The organism is Chryseobacterium tagetis (assembly GCF_016735585.2).
GTDB classification, from domain to species: domain Bacteria; phylum Bacteroidota; class Bacteroidia; order Flavobacteriales; family Weeksellaceae; genus Chryseobacterium; species Chryseobacterium tagetis.
The window spans coordinates 541,456-554,780 of the sequence record NZ_JAERSE020000003.1; the positions used below are offsets into that span (position 1 = coordinate 541,456).

Sequence of the window (13,325 nt, forward strand, 5' to 3'; positions counted from 1 at the left end):
ATTTAAAAGTATGAAAAAGATGAGGCCTTTTCTAATAGGAATTTTTACCGTGTTGTGCGGGTCTACAGCCATGAAAGCTCAGGATATATATCTTTCGATTCCTGAAAATAATATTTTTAACAGGAGCGAATTTACTTCAGTGCCTACAAGGGTAATGACGAATGCCAACAGAACAAACTGGGATTATGCCTTCTTGGGATTACTCCCAACAGCTCCTACATTTACCTCTGTTTCCGGGCCTACTTTTACTCATTCTTCTTCTTCACTTACTTTACCCAGTTCCACTCTTTTGTGGCAGTTAGAAAGTATGGGCGGACAGATGCCGTCTACTGGAATTTCAGGTTATTTACCAGGTTTTCAGTCATTCAGTACAAGTGCTGTAAAATGGTTTGAACCGCCATCCATCAGTATCGGAGGAGGATTCAACCGGGGGAATATCAATTTTACATTTAAAATTCCTGCCTCACAATTTACGGCCAATGCTTTCCGGGCCGGGAATTACTCTATGGATATAACTCAGAACTATAATGATTTTACCCCACGTAATTTTAAAACAATTTTAGTCATTCCTTCATCCATACGATGGGTCACAAACTCTTTGACAAAATACATAGAAATATCCTCTTTGAATGACTACCGCAATACAAGCACACGGGTGTGGGATTTGGGGAATACAGAAATCGCGAATACGGTTGATTTTAATTTTTGGGCGAAAGCGGCTGCCACAACTGTGCAGTTCACTTCCTCTAAAGGTGTTCCGGGAACCAGAAATATAGCAAGCATTAAATTGGGCAGTAACGGATCTTCACTCACAACCAAAGCCTTATCTTCCGATTTTCAGAATTTTTCTGCTGCTAATTTCAGTGTTGTAGTGGGAAACAGAAACAGCTTCATTCCTCAGCTTTATGTGTCTGCGGACGATTTTAAAAACTTCTTTTTTGAAGCCGGAACGTATACGTTTGATTTGAACTTCAATGCCGGAAGTACAGATAATTCAATTAACAGTTTGCAAAATACAGCTGTTCAGCTAAAGGTGCTCCCTCTGTCGGAAATCACTATCCCCAGTTCCGGGCGTAATGTAAATTTCAATTTTAATACCGCTTCCCAGTACACCGATGGTCAGTCACAAATGATTCCAAACCAAATTATGCTGTCCAATAATGAAAATTTTGAGCTTTATGTAAAATCGGATGAAAATTATTTCAAGAAGGGCGGTCTGCAGACCAACATCAATTCAAATATTCTACAAATTGGTGTGGATGGAAGTTCTGTAAATGCTGCCTTATCCACAACTCCTCAAAAAATACTCTTTAACGGAACTCCGGTTTTGGACAAGGGACTGAACATGAGATATACCATATCACCTGCAAGTGCTCAAAGTCTGGTAGGGAAAGAAAATACGACTTACTCTATTAATGTTTATTATAGTTTTACGGCAATTTAACCATACTTTTTGAAATGTCCTCTCTTTAATATCAATCATCTTCATCGACATAAGCCTTCTAATAGTTCGTTGTCTGAGGGTATTTTGTCAGCACTTTATGGCTATGGTTTCATCAGGCAATTGGCGGAAAACACAAAGCTGTCCAAAAGATTTTCCTGAAGTGTCGCCATAGATACGTTTCCTTCCTTTGATGTTTTTTTCTTCATCAACCCCTTTTTCAGTACCTATAGATGTATTTTGATAGTCTGGGCTACCAATTATTGCCACTTCAGACTGCTGTTTTTGTCTTATATCATTCAGCTGTTTGCGATCAGTAATCTGTTGATAATTTGTATTTTTCTGTCTTTTATCCACTTTCGATAATACTAGACACAGCCGTTTTTAGTGAGATAAAATAGAACATTTATTATTTCAGGTAAATCCCATTTGATTTTTTTTAAACTAATATGATATTTTTTATAACTTGCTACCTCCTGGAAGAAAGGCCTGAAGTAGATGTTTTTATTCGTGTGTAAACAGTATAATCCTTTCCGCCTTCTTTCAAAAAAATAATTCAAGCAGCTGGCTTCTAAAACCTTTGATAAGTAATTTATGAATGATTTTATCAACGAACTTCAATTAAAAATCGAAAGACTGGAAAACGAAATCAATTTCAAGAACGGACTGATCTCGATATTGTCTCATGACTCAAAAGAACTGTTTGGAACCTTTCTGTTGCTTATAGAAGAGCTGGAGCAAAAGAATATAAGTGAAGAAGTTTTTTTTAAGTTCTTGCCGCAGGTAAAACAAGATGTCCAGAAGAATCTGCAAACTATTCAGGACAGCATTTCCTGGCTAAAAACACAATACGGAGAATTTAAGATTAAACCCACTAAAATCATGGTGATGGATCTTTTCCTCTATTTGGAAGAAAAATACGCTGCTAAATTGAAAGAAAAAAACATTAAATTTTATTTTAAGGGAGATCAGAATGCATTTCTTACCAGCGATCGCATATTGCTCGAATATGTTTTAGATAAAATTTTCAACAATGCGGTAAAATATTCCTTTCAGAATCAAGATGTTTATTTACAGGTGACTACAGAAGGTGATCAGGTTGTGCTTTCTATAATTGATTCCGGAACAGGAATGAAGGAACAGTATTTATCAGGGATCTACACTTATGGTAATCCCATATTTCTGGGAACTTCGGGCGAGAAAGGAGTTGGATTAAGTTTGAAAATTGTAAAAAATTTTATATCCTTGTTGCATGGAAATATCCAAATCATTTCCACTGAAAATAAAGGGACTACGGTTTCTCTTTTTTTACGTAAATTTATAGAATGATGGGTTTAAAAGGAAACATTCGCATTGTGGTAGCAGATGATCATGGGATCGTCCGGATGGGCTTGATACAAACAATCAAACGATTCAAACCCGATGCCATCATTTCAGAAGTAGAGGATTATAAATCGCTGTACAAATTAATTCTGAATGAAGAATTTGATCTGGCCATTATGGATGTTAATATGCCTAATGGTAGTGTTCAGGAAGCAATAGATTACATAAAAATTCACCAACCTGAATTAAAAATTCTAATATTTTCTTCACAGGATGAAGAGCTGTACGGGATGCGTTATCTAAAGATGGGTGCTGGTGGTTATTTAAGCAAGCTAAGCTCTACTGAAGTAATTGAGACTGCTTTAACGGCGATGCTCAGCAAGGGCAGATATGTCAGTGATAACATAAAAGAAGCGATTTTTTTAGAATCATTAAACGGCGCGACAAAAAATTCTCCCTTTGAAGCACTATCAGACCGCGAATTGCAAATTGCCAATAAGCTAGCAGAAGGTCTTCCTCTCAAAGAAATTTCTAATCAACTGAATCTTCATTCATCAACGATCAGTACTTACAAAAACAGGTTGTTTGAGAAGCTGAAAATACGATCCTTACCTGAATTGGTGGAGATTCTTAGGCTGTATAATCAGTAAATATTTTATCACAAAAAATTGATTGTGATCTTTTTCTTTAACTTTCAGATAAAGATTTTACGAAGAATATAACAGAATATTTAGAGTTGTTGATTGCTTTTTCTTTTAAGGTTGAAAGAAAAACGATTTACTTATATTTGCCCCGCAAAGCAAATTCATATGTTCAAAAAAGTAAGCACTGTATTCATCCTTGGATTGTATACGGTTTTTTCGGCTCAACAAATTCGGCCTTCAAAATCATCTGAAATTTATCGAGAACTCAAAACGCTTAAACATCTACCTAAAGTTTTATATCTTGCCGCTCATCCCGATGATGAAAATACGGGTTTACTCTCTTGGCTAATCAACGATCAAAATGTAGAAACGGGCTATTTATCTTTAACCAGAGGTGATGGTGGTCAGAATTTATTGGGTACAGAACAAGGTGCTGCATTGGGTTTAATCAGAACGCATGAACTTTTAGAAGCAAGAAAGTTAGATGGTGCTCAACAGTTTTTTACGCGAGCAATTGATTTCGGATTTTCTAAAAATACGATTGATACTTTTAAGCAATGGGACGAAAATAGCATAACGGCTGATGTCGTTTGGGTAATCCGTACATTCCGTCCCGATGTTATCATTTGTCGTTTTCCTCCTACTGTAGCGGCAGGACACGGACAACATGCAGCTTCGGCTGTGGTTGCAGAAAAAGCTTTTAAATTGGCAGGTGATAAAACGGCGTTCCCAGATCAGCTAAAATATGTGAATGTTTGGCAACCAAAACGCGTGTTGTGGAATACTTTCCGATTTGGTTCAGTCAATACAACCGCTGAAAATCAACTGAAAGTTACTGTTGGGCAATATGATGCGCAATTGGGAATGGGATACGGTGAATTGGCAGGATTAAGCCGAAGTTTACATAAAAGTCAGGGTGCAGGAACACAATCCGTAGCGGGAATCAAAACTGAATATTTTTCTCACGTTGCAGGTGAGCCAGCCAAAGCAACACTTTTTGATGGAGTCGTTAAAACATGGACTTCAACCGGAAATGCAGACATTGATCAATCATTAAATACAATTATTTCAGATTTTAATTTCAATGAACCTGAACAGAGTTTGCCTGCCTTACTTGCTTTGAGAAAAAAGGTTGCTACTCTTAAAGATTTAGACCTAAAAAGTGATAAACTTAAATCTCTTGATAATATCATTTTAAGCTGTGCAGGGTTTATGGGCGAGGTTGTGACCAATCAAGCAGAAGCTGTTGCAGGAGAAAGTCACAATTTTAGATTAAATTTAATTTCAAGAGTTACAAATCCTGTTGTTTTAGAAGATGTAAAATGGTTAAGTCAATCAGAAAGCTTTAATAGAAAACTGTCAAAAGATTCTTTAATTACCATTCAGCACGATATTCAAATTCCTGCAGATGCAGCACTGACGGAACCTTATTGGTTGGCAAAACCGGCCAAAGATGCTGCAACTTTTTCTGTTCCCAATGATACTTTAGTCGGTTTACCTGAAGCAGAATCACCGCTGAATGTTTTGCTTGATTTAAAAATTGGCTCTGAAAAGTTTCAGGTTAAACTTCCTTTATCTTTCAAGAAATTAGATCCGGTGCGTGGTGATGTTGTCGAAGCTTTGCGTATTGTTCCAGCATTAGAACTGAAATTTACACAACCGCTTTATTTGACCAAAGAAAATGAAGATTTGCATTTGAGTTTAAATTTTAAGGTTAATTCAAATAAACAGTTTAATAATGGAAAAGTAAACTTGCTATATAATGGAGAACGATTAAGCGGTGGCGATTTAAAATCAGTGAATGGAAAAGATGTTACCGTCGATTACGTTATTCCAAAAACTAAGCTTGCCGCAATAAAGTCGAACCAGTTACAATTGGATGCGAATTTTGTTGCAGATGGAGTAACTTATAATAAAAAACAGGTATTAATTCAGTATCCTCATTTACCTTCCTTACAATATTTTACATCTGCAACAGTCGCAGTGATGAAAGGCGATATTCAGTCGCAGATTAAGAAGGTTGGTTACGTGCAAGGTGCAGGAGATTTCATTCCTGAGTTTCTGAGAATTGCGGGTATTCAGGTTGATGTGCTGAAAGACGAAGATTTTTATGGCAATGTAGATGAATCAGGCGGAAATCAAAATAAACTTTCTCAATATGATGCCATTGTATTAGGTGTTCGTGCCAATAACACAGAGAAAAAACTAGGACGTTGGATGCCATTTTTATGGTCTTATGTAAAAGGCGGAGGTAATTTGGTGATGCAATATAATACCAATCAGGATACCACCGTTGAACAATTGGGAATGTATAATTTCAGTATTGCTAATAAGCGTGTTACCGAAGAAAATGCTGAGGTTAAATTTTTAAATCCAACTCATAAATTACTGAATTTCCCAAACAAAATTACTGCCGATGATTTTAAAGGTTGGATTCAGGAGCGTGGCGCTTATTTCCCTGACAAATGGGATGTAGCGTATGAACCGCTTTTTGAAATGCATGATACAGGTGAAGAGCCTTTGCAGGGATCAACTTTATATGCAAAATACGGGAAGGGGAATTTTATTTATACACCATTGGCATTTTTCAGACAATTACCTGCTGGAAATGTGGGTGCGGCACGATTATTTTTAAACTTCCTATCTGCACAGAAAAACTAATGAACAAACAACTTAAAAATTGGAATATTTGGTACATATTATTAGCTGTTGCATTAGTAGCTCAGATCACATTTTATTATTTCTTTACTAAATTCTGGGCATGAGTACGATAGATTGGACGGTTCTTATTTTTACATTGGTTGTAGTGGTGGTTTACGGCGTATTGATCGGTCGTGGCCAAAAAAGCAACGAATCATACCTAAAAGCCGATAATAAAATGCCTTGGTACATTGTGTTGATAGGGATTATGGCTACACAGGCAAGTGCCATTACATTTCTTTCGGCACCGGGACAGGCTTATACGGACGGAATGCGTTTCGTTCAGTATTATTTTGGTTTGCCTTTGGCGATGATTGTGATTTGTATCACTTTTATCCCGATTTTTCAGCGTTTGAATGTTTACACTGCCTATGAATATTTAGAAAACCGTTTTGATAAAAAAACAAGAGTACTTACTTCACTGCTTTTTCTTTTTTCCAGAGGTTTATCAACAGGAATCAGCATTTACGCTCCGAGTATCATTTTGGCAAGTGTTTTAAACTGGAATATTTATTTAACGAATGTTTTGACAGGTGGAATTCTGTTGATTTATACCTATGTTGGTGGCGCAAAAGCAATCGCTCACACTCAAAAATTACAGTTTCTCATTATTCTGGGTACAATGGCTTTTGCTGGGTATTTGCTTATTCAAAATATGCCGAATGGAATTGGTTTTAATGATGCACTTTATCTGGCAGGAAAATCCGGAAAGCTAAATGTAATCACCACAGAATTTGATTGGAAAGATAAATACAATATTTGGAGTGGGTTGATTGGTGGTTTTTTTCTGGCACTTTCTTACTTTGGTACGGATCAGAGCCAGGTCGGGAGATATATTACTGCGAAAGACAATACCAATGCAAAAATGGGCTTGTTGTTGAACGGATTGGTTAAAATTCCGATGCAATTTGCTATTCTTCTGATTGGCGCCTTGCTTTTCGCATTCTTTTCTTTAAAACCGGCTCCGATTTATTTTAATGAGCGCTCTTATCAGAATTTAAAGGAAAGACAACCTGAGCAGGCTGCGGTTTTTGAAAAAGAGCATCAGGATTTACAAATAAAATTTAATGCAGAATCGAAAGAAATTTTAAAGCTGAAAGAAACTCATTCTCCTCAACTAAAAAAAACAATTCAGGATTTTAAAAATACACAAACGCAGGTAAAAGATTTGCACGGCAGGGTAGAAGAGGCTATTAATAAATCAAATTTTAATGCAGAGAAAACAGATACCAATTACATTTTCCTGTATTTCGTGAAAAATACGCTGCCTGTCGGGATGATCGGTTTGCTGTTTGCTGTTATTTTTCTGGCGAGTTGGGGCTCTATTTCGGCTGCGTTGAATTCCCTTGCGGCCTGCTCATTAAAAGATGTTCATTTAATATTTAAAAAAGAAATTCCGGATGACAAAACGGAATTGAAATATAGCCGGCTACACACTTTAGCGTGGGGTATTTTCTCAATTGGTGTCGCGATGTTTGCCACTCAAATGGGTTCTCTTATCGAAGCGGTTAACGTATTAGGTTCACTTTTCTACGGTCCGATATTAGGGATTTTTCTGGTCGCATTTTACTATAAAAAGGTTGACGGAGCGAATGTGTTTGTTTCGGCGATTTTATCAGAAATTGCAGTAATTGCCGTATATCAGTTTGATATCGTTTCATTCCTTTGGCTTAATGTAATCGGAGCGGCGGCCGTCATTATATTTTCTACAATAGGGTTATTATTTTATAAGCCGAAAGCCGTAAATTCGTAACGGACAATAAATAAACAAAAATAGTATGAACACGATCATTAAATCTGCCACAGTCCTTGTTGCGACTATGACAATTTCCTTTAATGCCTTTGCCCAGGAAACTAAAAAACCTGCAAGCCCTCCCGCTACTGCCACAGGAAAAATTAAAGATGCCACCATTACAATTGCCTATAGCAGTCCGTCTGTGAAAGGACGTACAATCTGGGGTGGTTTAGAAGCTTATGATAAAGTTTGGCGTGCAGGAGCAAATGAAGCAACTACTTTCACAACGGATAAAGATATTACTGTTGAGGGTAAAAAACTTCCTGCGGGCAAATACAGCTTTTTCTTAATCCCAAAAGAAAGCGGAACTTGGACTGCGATTTTTAACAAAGAGCCAAAACAATGGGGTGCTTATAAATATGAAGAAGCTAAAGACGCTTTACGTGTTGATGTAAAAACTAAAGCTTTACCAGCAACACAGGAAACTTTGGTTTATAAAGTAAATAAAAATGGATTTACAATGGATTGGGATAAAATCTCAGTGCCTGTAGAGATCAAATAAATGTAAATATAAGAAATTGAGATCCTGGTTAATCCGGGATTTTTTGTTTAAAACAGGCTAAGTATTTACGCTTAAAATATTGAATACTAAAAGTCAGATTGTAAAAAATTGACAAAGAGATGTTTATGAATAAAAAAGAGATAACTATCAAATAGTTGTCTCCTTAAGTGACCAAGGCGAGCGTATCTTCAAACACTTTTATTGATGATTTGATTCGTTTGAGCCAAATTAAACATGAGTTATTAAGTCCATTCGCTATAAAAGAATCTGGTAATTTCAATTTAAAATTTGCTTATGAAAAATTAGAATAAGCAAAAGTGGTATTGTATAGCTTCATATGGCTTCAATTACCTTAGTAGGGAATTTAATATATTTAGCTAGAAACCCATACCAGTTTTCTTTAGCCGTTTCGTATTGATGAATTTAAATTCTCTTTTGACGGTTTGATTTGTTTTCATATTGTTGCTGTAAATTTTCATTGATTAATCTGGGGTTTAAAATTTTGTACAGTTATTTTTAAAAGTTAATCTTCGAGGAGTAAAGTAATAATTGTTAATGATAAACATTGCGTTATACTTATAAAATAATCTAAGAAATCTGGTGCCTCTGTTTTAGATTACGGATAAAGTCTGTTGGCCGAATACCGTTGATATCAAAAAAAAGATCTGAAAAGTTCTGCCTTGATGCAATACCGCATTCTTGCGCCAAGGTTTCTACACTATACTTGAGAAATAGCTTATTTTTGTGTAGTTGTTCTGTGATATAATTGATCCTTAAAGTACCTAGATATTTATTGAAATTTGTACCTTTATGTTCGTTGATGGTTTGAGAAAGATAATTGACATTGGTTTGTAATTGAGTAGCTAACTTGCTTTGTGTCAATCTTTTTTGCAGGAACCCTTTCTCTTTTTCAAATGTCTCCAATTTCAGTAAAATTTGTGTAGTAATTTCATTTGGGATTTGGAGTTTTGGCTTTTCAACTATTTCGGAAGCTGAATCTTTAATAGAATTAAGTTCATTTTCCATTTGTTGTAACTGGTGTTTTAATGCAAAATATTCACGTTTGGAGTTACGATGCTCCATCAATTTATAAATACTGAATATGATTGAGCATATCAACAAAATCGCAGTAAAGAGAAGAATATAAAATGTTCTTGCTTCTTTTTCTATCAATAATTCCTGTTGTACTTCCAGAGAGTGTTTGTCGTATTCTTTGTGGATTTTACCAGCGAGATACTGGAAATTTCCATTTAAATTTTCATCTACTTTTAACAGTTGTTTTGTATAATATAATTCTTCTTTTATATTGATTTTATTCTGTTTATTTTCCAGAAGATACTCAAAAGCAGGACGGACTTCGGGAAGGACAAATTGGTGTCTGTTGAAAATAGAATCTATTTTTTTAAATAAACCAAAAGCTAGATCTTTTTTATCGATTTTTTCAAAAAGAAGACCTTGGTAAAAATGAATGATAGAAATATTAATGAAATCGTCGTGCGATATCAACTCCGGGAGCGCTTTATCGAAATAATTTTGTGATGTTTTGTAATTGCCTTTATGTAGTTCGGATATGCCTTTAGATTTATAAAAATAACTTTCTTGTAATTTAATGCTTGAATTGTTTTTTATAAGATGAAAAGCTTTATTAATATAACTATCTGCCTCTTCAAAATGATTCAATTTTTGAAGGCATACAATTGTTTGATGCAGACTGTTCAAATAATCTTTTGATGGAGATTTTGCATTGATATCATGATCAGAAAAGAAAACCATACATTTTTTAAATAAACCTAAAGCCTCTTCATTGTATCCCAAATAGGCTTTCATCTCTGCAATATGATAGAGATTTTGATAGGTTAACACTCTGTTTTTTGAATTTTCCAGATATTTATAAGCAAAAAGATATTCATTAAGAGCTTTTTTGAATTGCCTGAAATTATAATAATAAACGATACCTTTCTTGAGATAGGCGCTGCCAATAGTATCTTCGTTTTTGGATAATAAGGCGGCCTTCAAGGCTTTATTGGCATAATTTAGTTTTTGATTTTTATCATTGATGAAAAATGTTGCATCATTATAACCCTGAGCCAATTTTTCGTAATTCTTTTCTTTGCCGGCTTTTGTTATGAAAATATCTAGCCCTCTGTCGAAAGCTGTACGATCATTTTCAGGTAAAGAAAAATACTGTTGTCTCAAAGAATTATAATCTTGCTCTGGAACAGCTTTTTCCCAAACCAAACCAAGCACGAGAAAAGAAAACAATACTAGAAATCTGTTGAATAATTTCATCATTAGGAGTTATTGTATACAAAAGTAAACTATTTTTTCAATGAGGCGCAGTCGCTCAGCAGGATGAGATCAGTATTTATTTTAAAACATTGATAAATTAGGACTTTAATATGGTCTTAATTTATCATTTAGGACATAAAATGTTTTAGATATTTTTTATTCAGACTTATTTTTGGGAAAAATTCAAAATTAATATGAAAAGCATTATTGCGCTTCTCTGTGTGTTTTCAATTGGTCTCTCCGCTCAGAGCCATTTCAGTATTTCAGGTGAGATTGTGGATCAGAGAGAGCAAAAGTTGGAATTGGTTGAAGTTAATTTATTTGATGATCAGGATCACATTATTAAGTCCACAATTTCACAAAAGGGAACATTTGAATTCAAAAATGTTGCTGCCAATACTTCTTATTATATTCAAGTTGTTAATCATTCGAAAATACAGAATGAATCTCCGTTTACCCTAAATACAGACTACAGAATTAAAATAATTCTCAACCCCCATACGACAGAGCTGGAAGAATTGAAGATCATTAAAAATAGGAATAGTGTGAAAGTAGAAAACGGAAACTTAAACATTGATATTGCAAATTCTGCTTTAAACAAAGTGGTAAGTTCTACAGATTTATTGTCTCGACTCCCTTTTGTAAGAATAGATCCAAATGGTGAAAATCTCTCTTTTGTAGGCAAAGGTATACCTCTGTTATACATCGATAATCAGAAAGTTGATTTTTCTGTAATAAGTGCACTTTCTGTAGATGATATAAAGTCGATAGAACTAATTCGAAATCCCTCTATTAAATATGAAGCTGAAGGAAAGGCTGTTATAAAGATCAACCTTAAAAAAAGTAAAAAGGATGGTCAAAAATTAATACTGACCGAAACCGGGATTTTCCAAAAAAAATACAGTAATTATCTGTCGGGAAATTACCAGGCGAAGAAAAATAAAACGGAGTGGAAATTAAACGCTTCTTACAATCAGATTAATCACTGGGAAAGTAATGGTTTTGATTATGAGATTGATACAAAATCAATAAACTCAGATTATATTATAAAATCTGTAACTAAGCGTCCACAATTGATTTTTGGGGCCAACTTCTATCAAGAATTAGGCAAGGAAGGTGATTATATTTCCTTGGCTCTTAATAGCAATATGCGACCAGATAAAGGTGATAATACAACTATTACCAACTATTCTGAAAATACAACGCATACTAATATACAGACTTTGAACAAGCAAGATAGAAATAGGGGAACTGTCAATGTGATGTTCAATTTTAATAAAAATCTGCAAAAATTAAACGCCAATATTTTCACAGGCTTTCAGTACAAAAGAGAGAATGATCATATAAATTACGATTTCTATGATAATAAAGACTTTTCAGGTTACAAATTCAGTCAGTTCCGACGTCAGCTTTATTCCGGAAATGTCTACTCCGGGCGAATAGATATAGAGAAAAAGTTCTCAGATCTTTTTAAAGTTGAATTAGGAGGAAGTTTTAACAGTGCGGAAACATTTACGGATAATATCACTCAGTTTGTTAATATAAAAGAACCGGAACGTTTGGAATATCTTTTTAGAGAATTGAATGATGCAACGTATGCGAATTTGGATTTAAATATGAAAAAAATCACTTTGAAGACAGGTGTTAGAATGGAAAATACCACTACAAAAGGAGAAAATAAAGAAATCAAAGCAGATAATATTAAACGCAATTATACCGATTGGTTTCCTTCTTTCCAAATCAGTTTTGAACCAAATGAGCATTTCAATTACAGCTTAGATTATCGGAAAAGCATCTCAAGACCCAATTATGGTGATCTGACATCGGGAGGTTTGTATGGAAGTCCTTATGTTGAATATAGGGGAAATCCATTGTTGTTACCCTCCTATTCAAATACATTTACACTGAATGCAAAACTGAAAAAGTGGTCAATTACCGCTTCCTTTTACGAAAGCAAAAATCCGATGGGATACACTTTGGTATTTGACGAAGCTAAGAATATATCAACATTCATGATTGTTAATTTTGATAAAGAAATTGGAGGGAATATAGGGGTAGACTATGAATTAACTCTTAAAAAATTTAAATCGCAGAATAACTTAAGTCTTAATTATGATAAGATTGAAGATGTTATGGCTATCTCTAAGAAAAGTACACCCTATATCTATTTTTCAACCAACAATAGCTATAGTTTCAGAAAGTATCTTAGTTTTTTGCTTGATGCTTCCTATATATCCCACCGTAAAGAAGGTATTTTTGAGTATAACGCAATGTGTCTTGTAAATATTGGAGCAAATGCTAATATAGGTCAATTTGATTTTACTTTACGGTATAACGATGTATTTAAACAAATGGATTATATTCAAAAATTAACTTATAAAAAAATATCATCTACAGGTACTTTTTATGGTAATACACCTACAATATCCTTTACTGTAAAATATAACTTCGGTAAAATCAGTAAATCCAATTATAAAGAAAAAGAAGTCAATGAAAACGCAAACCGTTTATAGATATAAAACTAAAGTAATTAAATAAAAAAATACCGCTAACTATCTTCAGTTGGCGCTATTCGTCTATTTGTGACTTTGATGCACGTCTACACAAGCACTTTTGTCGATTATTTGATTT

Annotated in this window: 9 protein-coding genes; 7 read left to right on the forward strand and 2 right to left on the reverse strand. The window is 34.5% G+C overall.

The window, feature by feature from the left end:
* The first annotated feature begins 10 nt into the window (after window positions 1–10).
* On the forward strand, window positions 11–1,444 hold the full coding sequence (locus tag JI747_RS12465; RefSeq protein WP_225689157.1) for a hypothetical protein: 1,434 nt from the start codon (window positions 11–13) through the stop codon (window positions 1,442–1,444).
* 87 nt (window positions 1,445–1,531) lie between these two features.
* Here the strand turns inward: JI747_RS12465 and JI747_RS12470 are convergent, their stop codons facing one another.
* Complete coding sequence (locus JI747_RS12470; protein WP_225689159.1) at window positions 1,532–1,798, reverse strand: hypothetical protein; 267 nt, start codon at window positions 1,796–1,798, stop codon at window positions 1,532–1,534.
* A 237-nt stretch (window positions 1,799–2,035) separates the two neighbouring features.
* Between JI747_RS12470 and JI747_RS12475 the strand changes: the two genes are divergently transcribed.
* The 5 genes from JI747_RS12475 (at window position 2,036) to JI747_RS12495 (ending at window position 8,405) form a co-directional block, all read left to right on the forward strand.
* Window positions 2,036–2,770, forward strand: a complete 735-nt coding sequence (locus JI747_RS12475; protein ID WP_225689161.1) for a sensor histidine kinase — start codon at window positions 2,036–2,038, stop codon at window positions 2,768–2,770.
* Complete coding sequence (locus JI747_RS12480) at window positions 2,770–3,414, forward strand: response regulator (protein WP_225689492.1); 645 nt, start codon at window positions 2,770–2,772, stop codon at window positions 3,412–3,414. Before JI747_RS12475 ends, JI747_RS12480 begins: the two co-directional genes overlap by 1 nt.
* 159 nt (window positions 3,415–3,573) lie before the next feature.
* Window positions 3,574–6,069: a PIG-L family deacetylase gene (locus JI747_RS12485; RefSeq protein WP_225689163.1), complete on the forward strand. Its 2,496-nt coding sequence runs from the start codon at window positions 3,574–3,576 to the stop codon at window positions 6,067–6,069.
* 100 nt (window positions 6,070–6,169) lie between these two features.
* The gene (locus tag JI747_RS12490; RefSeq protein ID WP_225689165.1) at window positions 6,170–7,861 is read left to right on the forward strand and encodes a sodium:solute symporter; all 1,692 of its coding nucleotides are present in this window, start codon (window positions 6,170–6,172) and stop codon (window positions 7,859–7,861) included.
* A 25-nt stretch (window positions 7,862–7,886) separates the two neighbouring features.
* Window positions 7,887–8,405, forward strand: coding sequence for a DUF2911 domain-containing protein (locus JI747_RS12495; RefSeq protein ID WP_225689167.1), 519 nt, complete (start codon window positions 7,887–7,889; stop codon window positions 8,403–8,405).
* 588 nt (window positions 8,406–8,993) lie between these two features.
* Here JI747_RS12495 and JI747_RS12500 read toward each other — a convergent pair.
* Entirely contained in the window at window positions 8,994–10,697 is a 1,704-nt protein-coding gene (locus JI747_RS12500; protein WP_225689169.1) for a helix-turn-helix domain-containing protein, read from the reverse strand.
* A 191-nt stretch (window positions 10,698–10,888) separates the two neighbouring features.
* Between JI747_RS12500 and JI747_RS12505 the strand changes: the two genes are divergently transcribed.
* Window positions 10,889–13,207: an outer membrane beta-barrel family protein gene (locus tag JI747_RS12505; RefSeq protein WP_225689171.1), complete on the forward strand. Its 2,319-nt coding sequence runs from the start codon at window positions 10,889–10,891 to the stop codon at window positions 13,205–13,207.
* The last annotated feature ends 118 nt before the right edge of the window (window positions 13,208–13,325 follow it).

Bases quoted from the DNA above. Each gene is read 5' to 3' on its own strand.
- JI747_RS12475 (WP_225689161.1), top strand. From the start codon at position 2,036: ATGAATGATTTTATCAACGAACTTCAATTAAAAATCGAAAGACTGGAA.
- JI747_RS12500 (WP_225689169.1), bottom strand. From the start codon at position 10,697: ATGATGAAATTATTCAACAGATTTCTAGTATTGTTTTCTTTTCTCGTG.
- JI747_RS12465 (WP_225689157.1), top strand. From the start codon at position 11: ATGAAAAAGATGAGGCCTTTTCTAATAGGAATTTTTACCGTGTTGTGC.
- JI747_RS12495 (WP_225689167.1), top strand. From the start codon at position 7,887: ATGAACACGATCATTAAATCTGCCACAGTCCTTGTTGCGACTATGACA.
- JI747_RS12505 (WP_225689171.1), top strand. From the start codon at position 10,889: ATGAAAAGCATTATTGCGCTTCTCTGTGTGTTTTCAATTGGTCTCTCC.
- JI747_RS12490 (WP_225689165.1), top strand. From the start codon at position 6,170: ATGAGTACGATAGATTGGACGGTTCTTATTTTTACATTGGTTGTAGTG.
- JI747_RS12480 (WP_225689492.1), top strand. From the start codon at position 2,770: ATGGGTTTAAAAGGAAACATTCGCATTGTGGTAGCAGATGATCATGGG.
- JI747_RS12485 (WP_225689163.1), top strand. From the start codon at position 3,574: ATGTTCAAAAAAGTAAGCACTGTATTCATCCTTGGATTGTATACGGTT.